This is a genomic window from Stenomitos frigidus ULC18 (assembly GCF_003003795.1).
GTDB lineage: Bacteria > Cyanobacteriota > Cyanobacteriia > Leptolyngbyales > Leptolyngbyaceae > Stenomitos > Stenomitos frigidus_A.
Window position 1 is genome coordinate 60,337 of the sequence record NZ_PVWK01000099.1, and the last position, 21,251, is coordinate 81,587.

17 protein-coding genes are annotated in these 21,251 nt (G+C 50.2%); 3 read left to right on the forward strand and 14 right to left on the reverse strand.

What is annotated here, in order from left to right:
• Positions 1 to 8: 8 nt before the first annotated feature.
• Together clpX and C7B82_RS18480 are read left to right on the forward strand one after the other, a co-directional pair.
• Positions 9 to 1,352, forward strand: a complete 1,344-nt coding sequence (gene clpX / locus C7B82_RS18475; RefSeq protein WP_106257747.1) for an ATP-dependent protease ATP-binding subunit ClpX — start codon at positions 9 to 11, stop codon at positions 1,350 to 1,352.
• Positions 1,353 to 1,452: 100 nt separating this feature from the next.
• Positions 1,453 to 2,361 (forward strand): alpha/beta fold hydrolase, encoded by a 909-nt coding sequence (locus C7B82_RS18480; protein WP_106257748.1) that lies wholly within the window; start codon positions 1,453 to 1,455, stop codon positions 2,359 to 2,361.
• Between the two features lie 227 nt (positions 2,362 to 2,588).
• Here C7B82_RS18480 and pheA read toward each other — a convergent pair whose 3' ends face one another.
• Positions 2,589 to 3,437 (reverse strand): prephenate dehydratase, encoded by an 849-nt coding sequence (gene pheA, locus C7B82_RS18485; protein WP_106257749.1) that lies wholly within the window; start codon positions 3,435 to 3,437, stop codon positions 2,589 to 2,591.
• A gap of 238 nt (positions 3,438 to 3,675) precedes the next feature.
• On the opposite strand from pheA, the gene C7B82_RS18490 reads away from it, so the two are divergent.
• Positions 3,676 to 4,260: a DUF1997 domain-containing protein gene (locus C7B82_RS18490; RefSeq protein ID WP_106257750.1), complete on the forward strand. Its 585-nt coding sequence runs from the start codon at positions 3,676 to 3,678 to the stop codon at positions 4,258 to 4,260.
• 45 nt (positions 4,261 to 4,305) lie between these two features.
• Here the strand turns inward: C7B82_RS18490 and C7B82_RS18495 are convergent, their stop codons facing one another.
• The 13 genes from C7B82_RS18495 to C7B82_RS18555 all read right to left on the reverse strand — a co-directional run bounded on the left by C7B82_RS18495 (position 4,306) and on the right by C7B82_RS18555 (position 20,553).
• Positions 4,306 to 5,037 (reverse strand): ribonuclease HII, encoded by a 732-nt coding sequence (locus tag C7B82_RS18495; protein WP_339375261.1) that lies wholly within the window; start codon positions 5,035 to 5,037, stop codon positions 4,306 to 4,308.
• A complete protein-coding gene (gene rne, locus C7B82_RS18500) occupies positions 4,982 to 7,231 on the reverse strand; it encodes a ribonuclease E (protein ID WP_106257751.1) in 2,250 nt (749 codons plus the stop codon). The genes C7B82_RS18495 and rne overlap by 56 nt, the downstream gene beginning before the upstream one ends.
• A 602-nt stretch (positions 7,232 to 7,833) precedes the next feature.
• Entirely contained in the window at positions 7,834 to 10,527 is a 2,694-nt protein-coding gene (locus C7B82_RS18505; RefSeq protein WP_106257752.1) for a TIGR03960 family B12-binding radical SAM protein, read from the reverse strand.
• 197 nt (positions 10,528 to 10,724) lie between these two features.
• A complete protein-coding gene (locus C7B82_RS18510; protein WP_106257753.1) occupies positions 10,725 to 11,060 on the reverse strand; it encodes an STAS domain-containing protein in 336 nt (111 codons plus the stop codon).
• 278 nt (positions 11,061 to 11,338) lie between these two features.
• Positions 11,339 to 11,980 carry an LON peptidase substrate-binding domain-containing protein gene (locus tag C7B82_RS18515; protein ID WP_106257754.1) on the reverse strand — a complete coding sequence of 214 codons (642 nt, stop codon included), beginning with the start codon at positions 11,978 to 11,980 and terminating at the stop codon, positions 11,339 to 11,341.
• A gap of 277 nt (positions 11,981 to 12,257) precedes the next feature.
• Positions 12,258 to 12,575 carry a 30S ribosomal protein S10 gene (gene rpsJ / locus C7B82_RS18520; RefSeq protein WP_008179644.1) on the reverse strand — a complete coding sequence of 106 codons (318 nt, stop codon included), beginning with the start codon at positions 12,573 to 12,575 and terminating at the stop codon, positions 12,258 to 12,260.
• A 180-nt stretch (positions 12,576 to 12,755) separates the two neighbouring features.
• A complete protein-coding gene (gene tuf / locus C7B82_RS18525) occupies positions 12,756 to 13,985 on the reverse strand; it encodes an elongation factor Tu (RefSeq protein ID WP_106257755.1) in 1,230 nt (409 codons plus the stop codon).
• Between the two features lie 23 nt (positions 13,986 to 14,008).
• Positions 14,009 to 16,084 (reverse strand): elongation factor G, encoded by a 2,076-nt coding sequence (gene fusA / locus C7B82_RS18530; protein ID WP_106257756.1) that lies wholly within the window; start codon positions 16,082 to 16,084, stop codon positions 14,009 to 14,011.
• 104 nt (positions 16,085 to 16,188) lie between these two features.
• A complete protein-coding gene (gene rpsG / locus C7B82_RS18535) occupies positions 16,189 to 16,659 on the reverse strand; it encodes a 30S ribosomal protein S7 (RefSeq protein ID WP_106257757.1) in 471 nt (156 codons plus the stop codon).
• A gap of 220 nt (positions 16,660 to 16,879) precedes the next feature.
• Positions 16,880 to 17,257 carry a 30S ribosomal protein S12 gene (gene rpsL / locus C7B82_RS18540; RefSeq protein WP_106257758.1) on the reverse strand — a complete coding sequence of 126 codons (378 nt, stop codon included), beginning with the start codon at positions 17,255 to 17,257 and terminating at the stop codon, positions 16,880 to 16,882.
• Between the two features lie 180 nt (positions 17,258 to 17,437).
• Positions 17,438 to 17,791, reverse strand: coding sequence for a HesB/IscA family protein (locus tag C7B82_RS18545; protein WP_106257759.1), 354 nt, complete (start codon positions 17,789 to 17,791; stop codon positions 17,438 to 17,440).
• Between the two features lie 138 nt (positions 17,792 to 17,929).
• Positions 17,930 to 18,346 carry a phosphomannose isomerase type II C-terminal cupin domain gene (locus C7B82_RS18550; RefSeq protein ID WP_106257760.1) on the reverse strand — a complete coding sequence of 139 codons (417 nt, stop codon included), beginning with the start codon at positions 18,344 to 18,346 and terminating at the stop codon, positions 17,930 to 17,932.
• Positions 18,347 to 18,666: 320 nt separating this feature from the next.
• The gene (locus C7B82_RS18555) at positions 18,667 to 20,553 is read right to left on the reverse strand and encodes a phosphodiester glycosidase family protein (protein WP_106257761.1); all 1,887 of its coding nucleotides are present in this window, start codon (positions 20,551 to 20,553) and stop codon (positions 18,667 to 18,669) included.
• Positions 20,554 to 21,251: the final 698 nt, after the last annotated feature.

Genomic DNA, 21,251 nt, shown 5'->3' on the forward strand with positions numbered 1-21,251 from the left:
AGGCAGGTATGTCTAAATACGACTCCCATCTCAAATGTTCCTTTTGTGGTAAGTCTCAGGAGCAGGTTCGCAAACTCATAGCTGGACCGGGAGTTTACATTTGCGACGAGTGCGTCGATCTGTGCAACGAAATTCTGGATGAAGAGCTGTTTGACTCTAGCGCTGCGGCACCGCAGCCTGTGCCACGACGGGAACAATCGCCCGAGAAGCGCAAGGCGCGGTCTGCAAGCCTTTCTCTCAGCCAGATTCCTAAGCCTAGAGAGATCAAAAAATACCTTGACGAGCATGTCATTGGTCAGGACGATGCCAAAAAGGTGCTCTCGGTGGCGGTCTACAACCACTACAAGCGTCTTAGCTTTACACAGTCAAAGAGCAACGGTAAAGCCCAGACTGAAGATCCCGTTGAACTGCAAAAGTCCAACATCCTTTTGATCGGGCCTACGGGCTGCGGTAAGACACTGCTGGCTCAAACCCTGGCAGAGATTTTGGATGTGCCCTTTGCAGTGGCTGACGCAACAACACTAACGGAAGCAGGCTACGTAGGAGAAGATGTTGAGAACATTCTCTTGCGGTTATTACAGGTCGCTGACTTAGACGTAGAAGAAGCGCAGCGTGGCATCATCTACATTGACGAGATCGACAAAGTTGCACGCAAGAGCGAGAACCCATCGATTACCCGCGATGTTTCTGGTGAAGGGGTTCAGCAAGCGCTGCTGAAAATGCTGGAAGGTACGGTTGCTAACGTGCCGCCACAGGGTGGACGCAAGCACCCCTATCAGGACTGCATTCAGATTGACACGAGCAACATTCTCTTTATCTGCGGTGGAGCTTTTGTTGGCTTAGACAAAGCGGTAGAGCAACGCATCGGTAAAAAATCGATGGGCTTTATCCAACCTGGAGATGCGCAGCCAAAGGACAAGCGGACAGCCGACGTCTTGCGCCACATGGAGCCAGATGACCTGGTTAAATTTGGCATGATTCCGGAGTTTATTGGGCGCGTGCCTGTGATGGCGATCGTCAATCCGCTGGATGAGGATGCGCTGACAGCCATTCTGACGGAGCCTCGGAACGCCCTAGTGAAGCAGTATCAAAAGCTCTTGAAGATGGACAACGTTGCACTGGAATTTCGGCAGGAGGCGATACGCGCGATCGCCCAGGAAGCCTACCGTCGCAAGACAGGTGCTCGTGCCCTCCGCAGTATTGTCGAAGAACTGATGCTAGACGTGATGTACGAATTGCCTTCGCGTAAAGATGTGACCCGCTGTAGCATTACTCGCGAGATGGTCGAGAAGCGATCGACGGCAGAACTCATTATTCATCCGTCTTCACTGCCCAAGCCCGAATCTGCTTAAATAGTTTTGAGTGATGAGTAGCGCTTTGCGCCGCTACTCTAGAGAGTGTTGAGTGGGATTTAACTCAAAACTCATCACTCAAAACTTATCACTCTCAAGCATGCCTTACATCACTGTCCGAGGTTTTAATCACTACTACGAGTGGATTTCAGAGTCTGGAAACGAACCCTCTGACAAGCCAGTGCTCGTTTTTGTCCACGGTTGGGGCGGTTCTGCTCGTTACTGGGAGAGCACAGCAAGAGCTTTATGCGATCGCTTCGATTGCCTTCTCTATGACATGCGCGGCTTTGGGCGATCGCGCTCAAACACCAGCGAAACGTCCCCATTAGCAGAGCCACCTGAAACAGTCGTAGAACTGAGCTACGAGCTAGAAACCTACGCAGACGATCTTGCCGGGCTTTTGGATGTATTAGGGTTGCAGCGCGTTTGTCTAAACGCTCATTCAATGGGTGCTTCCGTTGCTGTCTTTTTTCTAAATCTGTATGCCGATCGTGTCGATCGCGCCATCCTCACCTGTAGCGGCATCTTTGAGTACGACGAAAAAGCGTTCAATGCGTTTTACAAATTTGGTGGCTATGTCGTCAAGTTTCGCCCCCGTTGGCTATATGGGCTGCCGTTTGTCGATCGACTGTTTATGCAGCGCTTTCTCCATCGTTCCTTGCCCGGAGCCATTAGCCGCTCGTTTCTCAATGATTTCTTAATGGCGGACTACGAGGCAGCGTTGGGAACCATTTTTACGTGTGTGAGCAAGAAAGCGACGGAAGTGATGCCTCAAGAGTTTGCGCAGATCACCGTGCCCACGCTGCTCATTTCGGGCGATCGCGACATCATTATTCCCGCCGAAATGGGGCGTCAAGCCGCCGCTTTGAATAACAACATTCAGTATGTCGTCATTCCCAATACAGCGCACTTCCCAATGCTAGAAGATGCGCCAACCTATCTTGAGCGTGTCCGAGAGTTTTTAGATGTCGGCGTTGTTCAACCATCGGTAGCTGGGAGTAGGGAGTAGAACGGCAGAGGAAGCAGGAAAAGAGTTTTACAGCGTCTGCAAAGGGGTCAATCACAGTACGCAAAGCCTTGCGGCATACAAGAAACGCGAAGCGAGTGCTTTGCACTTACATCTTGCTCACAGGCGTAAGCGAGAGACTCACACTTAGTTGATGTGGCTGACTCAACCGAAAATTGCTGTAAGTTCCACAGTCTTCCCCCTTGTCTCCTCATCCGCTTCTCCTTCACTTATGGCCCTCCCTCGACTGGCAAGACATCGTAACTGCCGAACACCTTCAGCGTCTCAGTATGGCGGGCAAGTTCTTCAAGGGTTGTTTGAACGGCAGGTTCGCGGGCATCGGCTTCTAGATCCACGAAAAACAAATAGTCGCCCAGCGATCGCTTCGTCGGACGCGACTCAATGTGACTAAGGTTAATGCCTTGATTGGCAAAAACTTGCAGGGGCTTGACTAAAGAACCCGGCAAATCGTGCACGGTGAAAGCTAGTGATGTATGACGCCCCCCAGAAGAGGGTTGTTTACTGAGAACCCAAAAGCGAGTGCAGTTATCAGGCTGATCGTTGATTGCTGTAGCCAGAACGGGCAGATTGTAAAGTTGCGCCGCACGTTGAGAAGCGATCGCGGCAATCGTTGGATCGGTCTGTAGAGATTGCAGTGCTTCAGTGTTCGAGTTCGTGGGGATTAACTTAGCCGCAGGCAGGAATTTTTCTAACCATCGCTGGCATTGTGCTAACGCTTGCGGATGAGAGTAAACCGCCTGGATCGTTTCGATTGTCGCGGCATGAGACAACAGTGCGTGAGCAATCGGCAAGATTAAGGCCCACTGAATTTGTAAGGTGCCCAACTGCCACAAGCTATCCAATGTCATCGCGACGCTACCTTCAGTCGAGTTTTCGACTGGGACAACCGCGATCGCTACGGTCCCCTCAGCGACAGCTTGTAAAGACAGCGCGATGCTCGGGTAAGGACACAGCCACGTTTCTTGTTTGGTTGCTTGCGCTAACCAGTTTGCATAGGCTAGAGCTGCGGCTTCAGTATAAGTACCAGTGGGTCCCAAATGGGCGATCGATACTGCCATAGTGTCTATTCCGTAGATCAGCCTGCACTAAACCTCACAATAGCAACAATTCTTCTCACACTTCTCAGACAAAAGGGGTTGGTGGTTCAGGAATTCTGCAAGAATAGTCTCTCATAGGGTAAAGCGTGTATCTACTGAAAATGGTGCAGCACCTTCCCTTTACATTTGTTTAGAATTAGATACATCTACTTAGAATTCCATCTACCTAGACTGCTTTACTGTCTACCCCTTCTCAGCTATGTATACTCGCTTCACTGCCTTTCAAGCGGTCGAAATGGTGGCTTCAGAGCAACCTGTGCCGATTCAGCATTATTTACGTCAACCTCAGCGTGTGGTTAGCGCGTTAGCAGCCTCCAGTCAGATTGAGCAGTTAGAGAGTGAACGCTTTCGCTTAAAGATGCGCCCGTTAACCTTTATGGCGCTGACTGTGCAGCCGATCGTGGATTTAAGAGTCTGGGCAGAATCAGATGGCACGGTACATGTGCAGTCTATAGGCTGTGAGATTCGGGGCGTTGAGTATATTAATCAGCGGTTTAAGTTGAACCTCACAGGTACGTTGCAGCCGATTCAATCTGGAGGAGTAACCGTTCTAACGGGTAAGGCCGATTTGGAGGTGCAGGTTGATGTGCCGATGCCACTGGCACTGACGCCCAGACCATTCCTTGAAGCGACCGGAAATGGCTTACTTAAAAGCGTCCTGCTGACTGTAAAGCAGCGTTTGATGCATCATCTTTTAGCAGATTATCGCGCCTGGGCCGTTTCAAAGCCAATCGTTGCTGCAGTAGCGACGGATCAAATTCTGCCTCAGAGCCCAACCGCCTGACACTCACGCCCAGCTTTGATTCTCTGACAGCACAAACAGACTCAGTTAACGCTCTAACGTGCGACGACAGGGGCTGAACGATCGCCGATGCCAACGCGATGGTCCATGAACTTGTAAGGCAGTTCGGTGGAATGGCGTACCATAACCCTTGTTCGCTGCCAAATTGTACTGAGGATATTTGACCGCTAAGCGTGTGATCAAGGCATCACGCCACACTTTTGCCAGGATGCTGGCAGACGCGATCGCCAGCGATCGCTGGTCTCCTTTCACCAATGTTTGCTGAGGCAGTACCAGACCTGGAATACGCTGGTTGCCATCAACCAAACACAAGTCTGGTGTCAGCGACAGCTTCACTACAGCACGCTTCATTGCCAGTAGAGAGGCTTGCAAAATGTTCAGGCGATCGATTTCCCAAACCGATGCATAACAGACCTGATAGGCTAGAGCACCAGCACGAATCTGCTCTGCCAACATGAGTCGTCGTTCTGCCGACAGAAGCTTACTGTCAGTGACACCTGCAGCAGCAAGCGTCGGCACTGCATCGGCAGCTAAAATCACAGCTGCTGCCACAACAGGGCCAAATAGAGCACCGCGACCAACTTCGTCTACACCAGCAACAAGAGTGGTTGGCGGATACGCTTGAAGACCACCAGGCAAGTCTAGTTGATGCGCTTGAGGCTTTTCTTCAGGTGTGGTAGTCAGCATCCGACGTTGAATGCCATTAATCTGATACAACTGCTGAAGAACGACGACGGCGACGGCGAGTAATCGGTGCACCATCCGCATCAACTTGATCTAAATCCGATGCGTCTGCGCTCAACTCTGCACTCGGACTCACTTCGATCTCAGGCTGGATGAAGCTTTCGGGTTCTGGATCTGGTTCTATAGGATTGGTTTCAACAACTCGTTGCTTTGGCTTTAACGAGATCCCTACCGGCTCTAACTGTGATGCCAGCGTCATTTGTTCTGGTTCCGCGAGTTCAGGAGTAATCGCAGGCGCTTCTCCTGGTAAGACAACAGAAATTACTGCTGCTTTAGGATTCTTCACTTCCTGGTTAGACAGTACCAGCGGCGAAATCCCCATCCAGGCGTAAATATCCTGCTCTTCTGGTGTCATTTCAACAGCAATAATTTCTGGTGGTTCTTGCGGCGATCGCGATGACTCACGCCTCGATCGCCCACGCCGTTCTTCAGGGTAGCCAACCTCCGGTATACCTTCCTGCACATCAGTAGCGTCTAGTGCAGTGACCAATTCTTTGGCAGGCGCACCCTCCCGCACAGGCAGCAATTCTGACGGGACACTCTCACGCCCACCACGACCACGACCACGACCACGCGCCGGACGTTCCGGGCGATCCGAACGGCCAACAAACGGTAAATCTGAGGTTGCGGATGGATCGCCGTCGCTGCTTGGGTCAAGCTTTAATGTTGGAGCGCTGGGATAGGTCGGGCTGGGTCGTCCGTCATCACCTGGGCGGCGACGGCGACGGCGACGATTGTTACCACCCAGTTCTTGATAGCTGGGATGATTCAGACCCAGGTCTTGGACGTCATCCGTATCATCCAAGTCATCGCCGCTGCGGTCTTCCCATGTGGGCTCCGACGCACTGGATACGTTAGGCAGCACCAAATCGCGCCCACGTCCACGGCCACTGATACTGCGATCGGCCGTGCGCGATTCTCGTAGCGATACGGCTGCCGGACGCTCCACAATTTCGCCCTCTGCCGTGTCGCCATCGCCTGGCAAATGCACCAAATGACCCAACCCGCCACAGGTCGGGCAAGCACGACCAAAAATCTCGTAAATATTTTTACCCTGCCGTTTGCGCGTTAGCTCGACCAACCCGAGTTCAGTCAGTTGAGCAATCTGAGGCCGTGATTTGTCAGCTCTCAGTGCTTTGTTAAAATGTTCCAACACTTGTAGCTGGTCGCGGCGCTGATCCATATCGATGAAATCAACTACGATAATGCCAGCAATGTTGCGAAGTCGGAGCTGACGAGCAATCTCAGTCGCTGCTTCACAGTTCGTCCAAAGCACGGTTTCGCGCGCAGTCGCAGAGCGGGTGAAGGAACCAGAGTTGACGTCAATCACGGTCAAAGCTTCCGTACGCTCGATGATGACGTAGCCGCCAGAGGGCAAATCGGTTCGTGGCTTCAGTGCTTCTCGGATAGCGGCGTTGATGCGGAAGTACTCCATGATGGGAGCGCGATCGCGGTGGTGGTCAATCAGCACCCCTCGCGGCAAATCCCCGCCGCCCCAGTTCGTCAACTGCTGCCTGACTCGCTTCAGTCCCGTGTGAGAATCCACCACAATACGATTCACATCGGCGCTGTAGACATCCCGCAGTACACGTTGAATAAAGTCATCATCCCGATTCAGCAAAGCAGGAGCACGAGTAGTGGTCGCTTCTTGTAAAACCTGCTCCCATTGCTTTTGCAGTGCTTCCAAATCTTCAATAATGGCATCTTCAGGCATATTTTCCGCTTCAGTGCGAACAACAATGCCCATGCCTGCAGGCTTCACTAAGATGGCCAACGCTCGTAAGCGATTTCGCTCATTCTCATTGCGAATGCGACGAGAAAGATTCACCCCTTTCCCGTAGGGCATCAACACTAAATAACGCCCTGGCAACGAAATGTTACCCGTCAAACGCGGGCCCTTATTACCCGTTGGCTCTTTCATGATTTGCACCAGCACTTTTTGCTGCGGTGCCAACAGTTCAGTAATAGAACCAGCCATCCGACGCAGCTTCAACGGACCCAAATCAGTCACATGAATAAAGCCATTGCGTTCGCTATCACCAATATTGACAAACGCGGCATCGATACCGGGCAAAACGTTTTCAACAATGCCGAGATAAACATCACTAACTTGATGGCTACCCGTGGCGACAATCAGCTCTTGAATCTGATCTTCCGAAAAAACTGCAGCAATACGGTGCTGCTCCGCGATAACAATTTGCTTGGACATTCAATTTCCTCAAGAATTGACGGCAGCGGGAGAGTGTCAGCGGGTAATCCTCTCGCGTTTGCTCGTGCATGTATGCCACTACGTAGCGTGTAAACTCTGGGGCTACGCAGTAGAGGTGAAGCTGTTCAAATCCTGAGGCGAAGCAGTCTCTAGCAGCCTCAGAACGGTTAAAGATGGCAAAGACCACTGAAAATAGCAATCAATTAGACTAGCTCGCTACCGATCTACAAGAGACGGTAGAGAATTCTGTAAAAATGGACTGGAAGTCTGGCAAAGAAAGCTGCATCCAGCACCAAGTACTGGTTCACTTAGCGGTACCCCTAAGAGTCTTCAACCCGCAGCAGCCTCTGTTGAGTTGCATTATAGCGTGTACAGATTTCTCTGCCACTAAAATTCAAGAATCGATAACTGGAGCGGCAAGGAGAACCAGTGCGGCATTGTAAAGGCAGGAAGGGAAAAGGCTGGAGTTCTAAAAATTAAGTCAGCCTGTTCTTTAATGTTGCTCAAACCTTGTTTCTCAAAGCCGATCACTAAGACGACCACGACCATGCCCACAGCTATTAACTTCAATTGACTGCGGCACTATGTGAAAACTCAAAATTTCAAGTCTCAGGCGTTGCCAAAATAAGACGATCGCGATGCACCTGTAACAGCTGTAATTCACGATTGGCAAGCTGTTCCAGCATATAAACGACATGATCAGGGCGCAGCAAGGTCCCATCGTTACGGCAACTACCAACGTAGCGAAGGGCGCTCGTGCCGTCATTCGCTAGTGAGTCTATCGTCAAAGCAGCCAGACGATCGCGCAAGTTCACAGTCTGCAGTTTGCCTGCCTTAGTGGTGTGCTCAAACCAGATCGACTCGCTAGCTTGAACAGCCGTTACCCACTGCTGCCACTCGTATAGAGTGGGCAACGGCAGTGCTGGTTCTGCCTCAGCATCGGCAACGCCAACCGTAATCACATACTCTGCTTGCTCTAGCAACTGAGTAGCCGCAGGTGCATTAACAGCAACCGCTTCTACTCGATAGATTGGGATGTCAGCGGGAAGCTGCGCTTCTAGCTTTGACCAAAAGGTTGCGGTCTCCATGGTTTCAGTCAGTTCAAAATCAACAATTTCGCCAGCACTGGTGACACCGAGCGGAAGCGCACTAGCAGGAATGATGCGCGGTCCAGGATGAAAACCACCCGTGAAGGCGATCGGCAAGGCTGCCCGACGCACAACGCGATCAAACAGGCGAATTAAGTCAAGATGACTAATCAAGGCCATGTCGCCCTGCTTCCCCAACCACACCCGTAGTCGTTGAACGCGCTGCTGATTGGGTACAAAGTGTCCGGCAAACGCGGGTATGGTCGGTGGCGTTACTACCACGTTGTGCCCAAAGTCAGTACCGCACACTCCACAATAAGAGCAACCTTCAAAGGAACAGTCTGGCACGGTAGCCGCTTGTAGCGCTCGCTGCAGGTCTTCTTGCAGCCATTGCTTATCAATCCCTGTATCGAGATGATCCCAGGGAAGCGGCGCTTCTAGAGACGGCTGAGGGCGATCGCTTGCTTCTATGTTGGAGTGGGCTGAGGGCAACCGATTAGCTTCACCGCTCCTCTCCCCAATGTGCTCATGTCCGAAGACGTTCCATTCACCGTTCTCTACCTGGCGATATTTCCAATCTAGTCCTGATTCTGCGATCGCCTGGGTCCAGGCAGCATAGGCACGATCCAAACTTTCCCACCAGGCATCCATCCCAGCACCCAGTTCCCAGGCACGCTGAATGACAGGCGCAAGACGGCGATCGCCCCTGCCAACAAAATCTTCCATCGCTGAGATTCGAACATCCGTAAAGTTAACCTTGAGACCCCGGATGCGACGAAATTCCTCTTTCAATAGCCGCTGCTTCCGTGCAAATTCTGCAGTCGAGACAGAATGCCATTGAAACGGCGTGTGAGGCTTCGGCGTAAAATTAGAAATGGTGATGTTAAATTGGAGCCGCTTCCGATCTTTGGCGCTACATGACCGCTGGAGCCAGCTCACCGTTTCGGCAATACCCACTACATCGACATCTGTCTCACCTGGAAGACCAATCATGAAATAAAGTTTAACCTTTTCCCAACCTTGCTCCCAAGCAGTTTTGACCCCTCGCAAGAGTTCTTCGTTCGTTAAACCTTTATTGATGATGTCCCGTAGGCGCTGAGTACCGGCTTCGGGTGCGAAGGTTAGTCCAGACTGGCGAGTACCACCCAAAATGTTGGCAATGTTTTCGTCAAAGCGATCAACTCGTTGGCTGGGCAACAAAAGCGAAATATTTTCATCCTTCAGTCGATTCTTAATCTCCATACCCACAGCAGGCAGCGCCAAGTAATCTGAGCAACTAAGCGACAGTAACGAGAATTCGTTATAACCCGTCGCTCGCATGCCTTGCTCGATCGCCTCTACTACCGCTGCTGGCTCGACATCTCGCGCTGGGCGGGTCAACATGCCTGGTTGGCAGAAGCGACAGCCTCGCGTACAGCCTCGACGAATTTCCACCGTCAGGCGATCGTGCACAGTTTCTACGTACGGCACTAGTCCGACAGAGTAGGCTGGCATTGGATCGGCGACTCGTCGCAAAAGACGAGCCGGTACATCAGAACGATTGGGCAGCACCGACCCATCAGGAGCAGCGGTATAAAACTGAGGGACATAGACGCCCGGCACTTGAGCCAAATCCAGCAAGAAGGCTTCCCGACTTAAGTTAGCGGTCTTGCCCTCTTCCAGAATGAGTCCAATTTCTGGCAGCAGTTCCTCACCATCTCCCAAAGCAATGAAATCAAAAAAATCAGCGTAAGGCTCTGGGTTAGACGTCGCTGTTTGCCCACCTGCAAAAATTAATGGATAAGCCCCATTAACTGCTTGCTGCCGTGCGCTCCAAGTCAGAGGAATGCCAGCCAACGTCAGCATTTCAAGAATGTTGGTTGCACCCAACTCATAGCTGAGGCTGAAGCCCAGAACGTCAAAGTCGATAAGAGCCCGACGCGATTCCACTGCAAACAGGGGCGTTTGGGTTGAGCGCAGTTTCGTTGCTAAATCAGGCGCTGGTAGGTAAGCCCGATCGCACAGCTGCCGAGGCTGAGCATTCAAAATGTTGTAAAGGATGATGTGCCCCAGGTTAGAAGCACCCACCTCATAAACCTCTGGGTACGTAAGAACCCAACGGACTGCTGCGGCATCCCATGGCTTGTGAATCGAACCCAACTCATTGCCCAAATAGCGAGCAGGTTTCAGAATTTCTGGGGTTAGCAATGCTTCAACAGCAAGCGTCACAGCGAATTACCCTTTTACGTCAACTGCTTTAGTCAGTCTCTAGCATGGCTCAGTATACCAATGTTGCTCAGACTAACGCTTGTAAAGAGTAAAGCACTTAACCCAAGAAGCCAGCAGACTCAACCAAATGTGCTCATTTCTGCTAGCTTTGCTACCATGTAAAAAGGTAAAAGTGAGTGCTTAAAATTAGGCGCTGCTCAAGCAGCCACTTCACCCAAAACATAGCGTCCTTCCAAAATCTCAAAGACGCGATCAAGCTGTGTCAATTCAAGGATGATTCGCACAGAATGTGAAATAGAGCAGAGGCTAAAGCGTTTGTTTAAGCGCTGCGACAGGCTTAACGCAGCAACCAGAGCCATCAAGCCATCACTATCGATCGACTCAACCTGAGCCATATCAACCAATAAGCTCGAATGCTTTTCAGACAAGACCGCTGCATTTAATTGATACTGAAAGGTCGTTATGTTCCCAGAATGAAGAGAACCGAGGGGTTGAATCACCGCAGCTTGAGGACGAACAAGTACATTCTGCATAAGAAAACCTTAACTGGGAATAGGAGCCAAGCAAATTTCAGCTCATGCACCCAACCATAACTGTGGATTCCCAGTTCTAGCTAACGCTGCCCCCCTAGTTAGTGGAAACTTTATGCACTGGCCTTAAGTAATTAAAGTTCTCATTAAGTAATTTCACTTAAGAGTATACAAGAACACTAAACTTAGAGCGCATTCTTGCAGAAGCTTTAAGTATCATCAAGCACTTCTACAGCCAACAGCTTACGGAAGTGTAAGATAATTCTTTTGCAACAGTGCTCCTATTTCAACGTATCTTTCAGGACGGTTCGGGCGGCAAGGTGATTCCGAGTTGAGGTTAAAATTTCCGCCTCACGCTCCAGTCGGGCAGCCGTCTCCTGCATTTCCAGGAGTGCTTGCTGCTCATCTGCGACACCGTACAAATTGCTGGCGATCCAGTAAGACAGTTCAACTGGAAGGTCTGGCATCGTATCGGGTAACTCAATCTCTTGACCAGTTAGCTTTGCCGAAAGACGAACAACATCCTGTAGCAGTTGAGATACGTTGCTCGCTAAAGCATCTAAATCGCTTTCAGTCGGGTTGTCTTCAATCCATTCAACCAAACCAACGCGGTAAGGCTTCTCGCGGACGTATTCCAAAACTCTGAAGCGCTGTTGACCCAGCGTTAGAACTTTCATGCGGTCATCAGGCAGCCGCTGAAACTCAATAATCTCAGCACAGCAGCCGATCGCAGCTGGCTTCCCCTGTAGCTGATCCCACATCACAACGCCAAAGCGTCGATCGCCTTCCAGGATCGTATTCATCATGATCCGATAGCGAAACTCAAAAATATGGAGTGGCAGTGGTCGTCCTGGAAATAGAACGACTTCAGGCAAAGGAAAAAGAGGGAGTTCTCGAACCGCAATCGATGAAGAAGGTGCCATTAGGTATCAAGTCAGAGACAGTACTTCTTCACCTACTGTACCGCATCTACACTGAAGGATGGCAGCAGGGCAATTCTAACAGGCATGGATAAAGTATAAAAAATATCAGTACAAAAAGCCGCTTGTATCAGTACCTGTAACGGTCACCTTTTATACAGCAAAGAGAAAAGTAGCCTGAAGCGGTCAGTTCTCGATTTTGCATGGAGAACGATACCATACATAGCAGCAACAGGATGCATAACCAAAAAAGGTGGGTAAGACCCACCTTTTCATACTCTTAGAGCTTGACCTCGATATCTACACCAGCTGGCAAATCCAACTTCATCAAGGCATCGATCGTCTTTGAAGAGGGTTGATAAATGTCAATAATGCGTTGGTGTGTACGTGTTTCAAAATGCTCACGAGAGTCTTTGTCTACGTGAGGTGAACGAAGTACACAATAAATCCGACGTCTTGTGGGAAGCGGAATCGGACCAATTGCTGTGGCATTCGTGCGATTTGCCGTATCCACAATCTTTTCACAGGATGTATCAAGTAGACGACGATCAAACGCTTTAAGCCGAATACGAATCTTTTGCTGCTGGATAGTTGCCATTGGAGTAATTCTAAGTTGTCAAGGTTCTAGTTAACCGATAGCAGCCAGCAGTTAGCCGTCAGCTATCAGTTGTACATATTCAAAACAGGTACGTCACAATCCCTTTATCTAGAAACTCATTAGTCAAAGCTACCAGCAGAAAAGTTTAAGGCTAACTGCTGATAGCTGACTGTTGAGAGTCTACTTAAGGATCTTTGCAACGACACCGGCACCAACCGTGCGACCGCCTTCACGGATAGCGAAGCGCATGCCCTGCTCAATAGCAATTGGGTTAATGAGTTCAACCGTCATTTTGATGCGATCGCCAGGCATCACCATCTCCGCCTCGCCACCTTCATCAGTCGTGAAGTCGCTAATCGTACCAGTCACATCTGTTGTTCGCACATAGAACTGAGGGCGATAGCCAGGAAAGAATGGTGTATGACGACCACCTTCTTCCTTCTTAAGAATGTATACTTCAGACTCAAATTTTGTGTGAGGTGTAATCGATTTGGGTTTGGCAATGACCATACCGCGCTCAATGTCATCTTTTTGAAGTCCTCTCAGCAGTACACCCGCGTTGTCGCCAGCCATACCCTTCTCAAGGCTCTTCTTGAACATTTCGATACCCGTTACTGTAGTAGAACGAGTGTCACGGATGCCTACCAGTTCAACCGTGTCGCCAACCTTAACTTCACCCCGCTCAATCCGACCAGTAGCTACCGTTCCCCGACCAGTAATCGAGAAAACATCTTCCACGGCCATCAAGAAAGGTTTGTCGATATCGCGCTCAGGAGTGGGGATGTAAGAGTCTACGTTGTCCATCAACTCATAGATCTTGTCAACCCACTCGTTTTCGCCGCGCTTTGTCTTGGGGTTAGCGGTCATCGCCTCCAGTGCTTGAAGCGCTGAGCCAGCGACGATCGGGATATCGTCACCAGGGAAATCATAGGAGCTTAAAAGTTCACGCACTTCCAGTTCAACCAACTCTAAGAGTTCGTCATCGTCCACCATATCTTTCTTGTTCAGGAAGACGACCAGTCTGGGTACACCCACCTGTCTCGCTAGAAGAATATGTTCACGTGTCTGGGGCATGGGACCATCTGCCGCAGAGACCACCAGGATACCGCCATCCATCTGCGCAGCCCCCGTGATCATATTCTTCACGTAGTCAGCGTGCCCAGGACAATCAACGTGCGCATAGTGGCGATCAGCCGTTTCATACTCAACGTGAGCAGTGTTGATCGTGATGCCCCGTGCTTTTTCCTCCGGTGCAGCATCGATTTCATCATACTTTTTCGCTGTCGCTTGCCCCAGGGCCGACAGAGTCATCGTGATTGCAGCGGTTAGCGTCGTCTTACCATGGTCAACGTGACCAATAGTACCAATGTTGACGTGGGGTTTATTCCGTTCAAACTTTGCACGTGCCATGAGTTACTTATTCCTCTTCCTGATTATGCGTTCCCTTTACTTTTAGCAATGATCGTTTCAGCCACACTTCGAGGCACCTCCTCATAGCGACTGAACTCCATTGTGAATATGCCCCGACCTTGAGTCATTGACCGTATATCTGTAGCATATCCAAACATTTCTGCCAACGGAACCTTGGTGGTTACTTTGGCAAGCCCCTGTTCAACTCCTTGTGCTTCAATTTGACCTCTACGCGAAATCAAATTACCCATAACAGGACCAAGGAAGTCTTCAGGAACTTCGACTTCAACCTTCATCATAGGCTCTAGCAAGACAGGTGAAGCCTTCATCACAGCGCTCTTAATTGCCATTGAACCAGCAATTTTGAACGCCATTTCAGAAGAATCGACATCATGGTAAGAACCATCAACTAGAGTTGCTTTAAGGTCAATGACAGGGTATCCAGCCAAAATACCTGATTCGCAAGCTTCCTTCATCCCTTGTTCTGCTGGCCCAATGTACTCTCTAGGCACAGAGCCGCCAACAATTTTCGAGACAAATTCAAAGCCACTACCTGGTTCAGTAGGCTCCAGTTCAATCACAACGTGACCGTACTGACCCTTACCACCACTCTGACGAACGAACTTGCCTTCAGCCTGAACAGCCTTGCGCACGGTTTCGCGGTACGCAACCTGAGGTGCACCAACGTTTGCTTCAACTTTGAATTCCCTTAACATTCGGTCAACCAGAATTTCCAGGTGAAGCTCACCCATGCCAGCAATAACCGTTTGGTTAGTCTCTGGATCAACATTGACTCGAAACGTAGGGTCTTCTTCAGACAAGGATTGGAGCGCTTTCGACAGCTTTTCCATGTCCTGCTTTGTCCTTGGCTCTACCGCAACTGAAATGACCGGCTCTGGAATAAAGAGAGACTCCAGGATCACAGGTGCGACATCGTCGCAAATGGTATCTCCCGTAAATGTATCTTTGAGACCCAGAACCGCACCCAGATCACCTGCACGCATTTCGTCTACTTCAATCCGATCGTCTGCCTTCAGAATAATCAGGCGAGAAACCCTCTCCTTCTTATCCTTAGTGGAGTTCAGAACGTAACTACCTTTTTTCAAGACCCCGGAATAGACGCGAATAAACGTTAGGCGACCGTAAGGATCAGCCATTATTTTAAAGGCGAGAGCAGACATCGGCTCGTTATCGTCAGCGTGACGTTCAGCCACTGTGCCATCAACCAAGTGACCTTGAATGGGTGGAACATCAATCGGAGCTGGCAAATAATCAATGACCGCATCTAACATTAGCTGCACGCCTTTGTTTTTGAAGGCGGAGCCGCAAAGCATTGGCACGATCGTACCTTCAATTGTGCCCTTTCGCAGTGCTGCTCTAATTTCGGCTTCAGTCAGCTCTTCGCCTTCCAGATACTTCTCGGTTAAAACATCGTTGGTTTCGGCAACCGACTCAATCAGCTTAAGCCGATACTCTGCTGCCAGAGCTTGAACCTCTTCAGGAATGTCGACTTCCGCAATATCGGTTCCCAAATCATTGTTGTAAATGAAGGCGCGCATCCTTACCAGATCAACAATGCCTCGCAGGGTATCCTCACTACCGAGCGGCAACTGAATCGGCACCGCGTTGGCACGCAGGCGATCGCGAATCTGCCCGTAAACTTTGTAAAAGTTCGCTCCGGTGCGATCCATCTTATTGACAAAGACAATCCGAGGCACTTTGTAGCGATCGGCCTGCCTCCAAACAGTTTCTGACTGTGGTTGGACGCCACCAACGGAACAAAAAACGGCAATCACACCATCCAAAACACGCATAGAACGTTCAACTTCGATCGTGAAGTCTACATGTCCAGGCGTATCGATAATATTGATTTGATGGTCTTTCCAGTTCGTGCTAATTGCCGCTGCCGTAATCGTAATACCACGTTCCCGCTCTTGTGCCATCCAATCGGTAGTAGCAGTTCCTTCGTGAACCTCACCAATCTTATGAACCACACCAGAATAGAACAAGATGCGTTCGGTCGTTGTGGTTTTGCCAGCATCAATATGAGCGGCGATCCCAATATTTCGGACTCGTTCAATCGGGACGGTACGTGGCACAACTACCTCCTTAGTCTTTGCCGCAGTCGTTACTGCATACTGCGTCTATTAAGATTTTATACTTTCTAGATGTGATTGAGGGGGGTGATTCCCACACCACAACATTAATAGCGGTAATGAGCGAATGCCTTGTTTGCTTCAGCCATCCGATGCGTTTCTTCACGCTTACGGATCGCACTCCCCGTCTCGTTCGCAGCATCCATTAATTCGTTGGCAAGCTTACTTGCCATCGTGCGACCAGGACGCTGACGCGAATACTGAATCAACCAGCGCAGTGCCAGCGCCGTACCACGATCGGAGCGAACCTCCATCGGCACTTGATACGTTGCACCGCCAACACGACGAGCCTTTACTTCGACTAAAGGGGTCGCGTTTTTCACTGCTCTTTCAAACACCTCGATCGGGTCAGAGCCAGTACGTTGTGCAATCGCCTCAAAAGCGTCATAAATGATATGAGAAGCAACTGACTTCTTCCCGTGATGCATGATGCGTCGAACCATCATGCTGACTAACCGGGAATTATGGACGGGATCGGGCGGAACAGAGCGTTTTTGAATAGCGGTGCGACGAGACATAGTAGACCTTGAAAAATAGAATGTGGGGATTTGGCGCTGATTGGGTCAGTAACAACGAGTTGCGTAGACCAGCAAGCTAGTCTATCAGATTTAGAGCAGACAAGTGACCAATGGCGACGCCGTCAAACAGAAGACGAAACCAGGCTGTGAGACAGACGCGCCGCCGAAAGACTAGAAGCTCAAGAGTCAACAGCTAAGACCCAGTAGTTGAAGCATTGACTCAGGCTTTCTTAGGACGCTTGGCACCGTACTTGGATCGACCTTGCTTGCGGTCTTTGACTCCAGCGGTATCCAAAGTGCCACGAATAATGTGATAACGCACACCCGGCAGATCTTTCACACGACCGCCCCGAATCATCACAACAGAATGTTCCTGCAGGTTATGCCCGATACCTGGAATATAGGCGGTCACCTCATAACCGGAGGTTAGCCGAACCCTAGCCACCTTACGGAGTGCTGAGTTAGGCTTCTTAGGTGTTGTTGTGTAGACACGCGTGCAGACACCACGACGCTGAGGGCAACTCTTCAAAGCGGGTGATTTGGTCTTCTTCTGCGTCTTCTGGCGCTCAGTGCGAATGAGTTGCTGGATAGTGGGCATGGTATAAGACGTGTGCGGTTCCGTTGAACTAACTTTTTACAAACTCTAATGGTACCGACAATACCTAAGCTATGTCAATAAAATCTTTAGATTAAAATTGCCAGCGGCTGTAGCGTGACGTGTAGTCTACCTTACGCCCTGCTAGTCTAACGCTTTGTTCTGTCAATCGAACGCTCTCTGCTAGTAAGCTTGACCAGAAGGCGTTGCGTCATGGAGAGAAAATGAATTGCCGCAACCACAGCTTTGGGTCGCATTGGGATTATGGAACCGAAAGCCTCCACCCATCAAGTCTTCAGAATAGTCTAAGGTGAGTCCATCAATCGCTGGGAGGCTTTGGGCATCGATGATAACTTGAATACCGTTGCAGTCGAACAGGCGATCGTCTAAACGCACAGTTGCGTCAAAAGTCATGACATAGTACAGCTCTAAACAACCGCTTGGCTGGGCACTGAGCCGAAAGAGGAGTCCGGGATCGTTCCGCTTTGCTTTTAAGCGTGAGACTTCGCTGCTAGCAGCATGGCTAAGGTGTATCATCTCAAAGTGTCAGAATAGCTAGTCTGAGCTTACCTTACAGGAAAATGAAGCGATGACGTAACTGGAACGAATCGCTCAGACTAGCTTTCTAAAAACGCAAACCCTTGTTTAGTGACAGGGAAATACAGCAAGCTGAAACTACTTGGCGCGTGCGTAGTCATCCTGGAAGCGAACAATATCGTCTTCTCCCAGGTATTCTCCATTTTGCACTTCGATCAAGACAAGTGGAATCACGCCAGGATTTTCTAACCGGTGAGCCGTGCACTGTGGCACATAGGTAGATTGATTACTGCTAAGAACATGTTCTTGATCGCCGCAAACGACTTTTGCTGTTCCAGATACGACAATCCAATGTTCGCTGCGATGGTGGTGCATCTGCAGGCTCAGACGATGACCAGACTTAACCTCAATGCGCTTGATCTTATAGCCTCGCCCTTCTTCCAGAATGGTAAAAGAACCCCAGGGGCGTAATTCTGTAGCTGCCAGTGTTTTTTGTGTGTTGGCAAGAGGCAAGGCCAGAGAAGTAGTTTGGTGGTTTTCTTGTGGTTGAAGCATAACTATTGTTTTGGGAGGTTTCTCAGATGTTTGCTTGGAGAGTGTTCTGCTAGGACTAGGGAGATGTTCAGTGACGCACATGCAATGATGCACAATGGCTGGCGAGCCAACTCAGGTTCATCGCTGATGTTTAATTTAGACAAGTGACGTGTCCGAAATGTGTCCGAAAACAGTCATCGTAGACAAAACACATACTGCCGACAGCCACCCTAGCAAATTCTTAGAAACAGTTCTGCCGATGCGAGCTCGCATACCCCAATTCACATAAAAGCTTCATACAGGAATTATTTAATCCAGCTTAGCTTTAACGATGTGGAGGCTTAGCGGTTTGGCTGCACCAGTATGCCGATACCGTCATGTACGCGGGCAGCGGTGCTAGGTAGACGATCGAGCAGTTGCCCGCCCAGGTACAGTGTCGTTGAACTACCACCATCCAAATTGAGCGCATTGACAGCTCCAAGCTGCTGCATGATTTGAGCCATATCGGTCAGTGTCGCACCAGCACCATCAAGATTAGTATGGACAGCAGCAATCAGTAAATTACCATCAGCGGTCTGCCCGATCGCACTCCGACTGGCTTGCTCGATCGCAAACGCGTTACTAAATTGTTCAGCTTTGGCATTCAGTACAATCTGGCGATTCTGAACAAGGAGTGGGCCACCACCAATAATGTGCTGAAAGCGACCAAAATCAGTCGGCGTGACGATCGTTTCCAGGCGTAGCGTGAGGCCAACAGGAAGCGATGTAGCGGCATTACGGTTCGATCGCAACACCAAGAGATACCCGTTGTTAGGAATGGGCACCGCGCTGCTTGCTGCCGCGCCAATCGTCTGCTGACTAAGCACCCGATCGTTCTGCACGACAACCAGGATTTCATTGTCACTGAGAGGGCTATAGCTTGTGCCCCAATCGTTTGTATAACGAGCAATACCAGCCTGGACATACGCGCTGTTGAGGTGAGTGAGCGATAGCCGTTGTCCATTCGGCATAATTAGCGCCTCCTGTAGCGTGAGGCGATCGAACCGGGTTTCTCCGTTCGCATTCCAGGCGATCGCGCCCCGTCCTAAAATGGGACCCGACAGCCAGCGACCTGCCAGGCGGATAGCACCCAACGGCAGTTGGTTATTGCGATTAAAAAAACCACCGTTAATGGCAGCTGCTACTTGAGCTTGTTGCGCTGTGCGAACGAGAGGAGCTGTACCAATCAAACTATTAGGATTCGGCAGAATGGGTTTCAGGATCACTCCCGGCTGACGGGGATCAACTGCTAACCAGACAACTGGAAACCGGGCTGCTCCTATATTGATCGTTTGAGACCGCCAGCGAAGTCCTGGTGCCCAGAGAATATCTCGATCGATCGCAGAATCAGGGCGAATATCCACAATCAAACGATTGGGGTTCGGTAGGCTCCACACACGAGGGCGTAACTGGCTGTTGAAACTCAGTCTCAGCCTAGTCTGGTTGGTGCCGGGCTCGACGCTTAGCGCAGTGAGCCGATTACCAGGTTTAGCTTGATAGCTTTGCAAAAGGGCAGCTGGAACTTGGGCGTTTACAGTCAAGACTGCTGCTTGGTTTTGTGGGTCGATTTGCCAGGGTGCTGAGCGATCGAGATCTAGCACGAGTCGATCGCCCCAGGGTTGCTTGCTCTGGCGTATGGCGAGAACCGTCGCTGGTGGTGAAGCAATTTGCAGGGTGGCACCATTGACTTGTAGCTGCCAACCCGATCGCTGCGCCAGGTCAGTAATATCCAAATAACGTAGTGTTCCGGTCAGCCATGTCGCTAGATTTAACGGTGCCGCTGTTGGATCAGAAAACCACTGCACAGGCTGTTTTGTAGAGTCAGCTGTATTGAGTAGCTCTACTCCAATCGTTTGGGCAAGCCCAGCGTCACTAATGCCAATCCGTTGTCCACCAGATGACCATTGTGTCCAGGCTGCAGGCAACAGACGACCGTTCAGTAGGATTTGATTGCCCTGTGACACCGGTGCTGTCGATGGCAGTACCTGACTGACACGATCGCTTGCTGAGAGTGGACTATGCTCAGGTGCCGCGAGCGCCCTATCACCCTGCTGAGCGAAACTCAAGCAGAGTACACCCGCGACTAAAGGCAACCATTGAGCCCTGCGCGATCGGTGCGATCGACAGCACCCAAGACAACTAAAGCGATGCGGCAGGATGTGAGATGTAGGGTGTGGGGTGTAATTCATTAAGATATGGATAGGAGAAGAAGTTCTAGACAGCAGCCCTAAATTACTTCTGAGCAAGACTCAATTAACTATTAGTCATTGGTTAGAGACTGTAAAGAAATAATGTCATGGACTGTAGCGGTCAGCGGTCAGAGAAAAGCTGATAGCTGATAGCTAATCCAAACGTATGCAGTTATTTTTTAACAAGTCCTTAGTAATCGACCTTTAGCTGACGGCTAACCGCTGATTGCTGGAAACCTGTTAAAGAGGATGCTTCTCGCAATGCAAAGAGGCTTACCAGGGCTGTGTGAGGAAATTGTGACTTGCTTAACAGTATTAATTTTGCCTGATTGATACTAGAAAGATGTAGAAGCCAACACCAAGAAGCCACTTTCTTGCAGTCCCTCATTTTCTGACAGCCCGTGAGGAGGGTCAACGATCGCCTTCAGCTAGCAACTCAAAGACTGCCTTGACGGTCTGGGAACGCGCGTCGAAGCTTCAGTGAGCGCTTGACAACCTGTGTGTCAATTCTTTGGCATCGCTAGAGCCTGCTCTTAATGCTTCAGGGAGACGCACTTGGTCGGGGATTGCCAGATCAAGGCATTTTTTATAAGATGCTTATTCCCTCTTTGGATTGGCTGATCAACGACGTAGACGGCGGCGATCGCTATCGGCAACAGGCTAAGTGCGATAAGCCTTTAGAGACGGCTGCTTCATGT

Excerpts from the sequence above, each read along its gene's own strand:
- clpX (WP_106257747.1), top strand. The coding sequence starts at position 9 with ATGTCTAAATACGACTCCCATCTCAAATGTTCCTTTTGTGGTAAGTCT.
- C7B82_RS18480 (WP_106257748.1), top strand. The coding sequence starts at position 1,453 with ATGCCTTACATCACTGTCCGAGGTTTTAATCACTACTACGAGTGGATT.
- pheA (WP_106257749.1), bottom strand. The coding sequence starts at position 3,437 with ATGGCAGTATCGATCGCCCATTTGGGACCCACTGGTACTTATACTGAA.
- C7B82_RS18490 (WP_106257750.1), top strand. The coding sequence starts at position 3,676 with ATGTATACTCGCTTCACTGCCTTTCAAGCGGTCGAAATGGTGGCTTCA.
- rne (WP_106257751.1), bottom strand. The coding sequence starts at position 7,231 with ATGTCCAAGCAAATTGTTATCGCGGAGCAGCACCGTATTGCTGCAGTT.
- C7B82_RS18510 (WP_106257753.1), bottom strand. The coding sequence starts at position 11,060 with ATGCAGAATGTACTTGTTCGTCCTCAAGCTGCGGTGATTCAACCCCTC.
- C7B82_RS18515 (WP_106257754.1), bottom strand. The coding sequence starts at position 11,980 with ATGGCACCTTCTTCATCGATTGCGGTTCGAGAACTCCCTCTTTTTCCT.
- rpsJ (WP_008179644.1), bottom strand. The coding sequence starts at position 12,575 with ATGGCAACTATCCAGCAGCAAAAGATTCGTATTCGGCTTAAAGCGTTT.
- tuf (WP_106257755.1), bottom strand. The coding sequence starts at position 13,985 with ATGGCACGTGCAAAGTTTGAACGGAATAAACCCCACGTCAACATTGGT.
- rpsG (WP_106257757.1), bottom strand. The coding sequence starts at position 16,659 with ATGTCTCGTCGCACCGCTATTCAAAAACGCTCTGTTCCGCCCGATCCC.
- rpsL (WP_106257758.1), bottom strand. The coding sequence starts at position 17,257 with ATGCCCACTATCCAGCAACTCATTCGCACTGAGCGCCAGAAGACGCAG.
- C7B82_RS18545 (WP_106257759.1), bottom strand. The coding sequence starts at position 17,791 with ATGATACACCTTAGCCATGCTGCTAGCAGCGAAGTCTCACGCTTAAAA.
- C7B82_RS18550 (WP_106257760.1), bottom strand. The coding sequence starts at position 18,346 with ATGCTTCAACCACAAGAAAACCACCAAACTACTTCTCTGGCCTTGCCT.
- C7B82_RS18555 (WP_106257761.1), bottom strand. The coding sequence starts at position 20,553 with ATGAATTACACCCCACACCCTACATCTCACATCCTGCCGCATCGCTTT.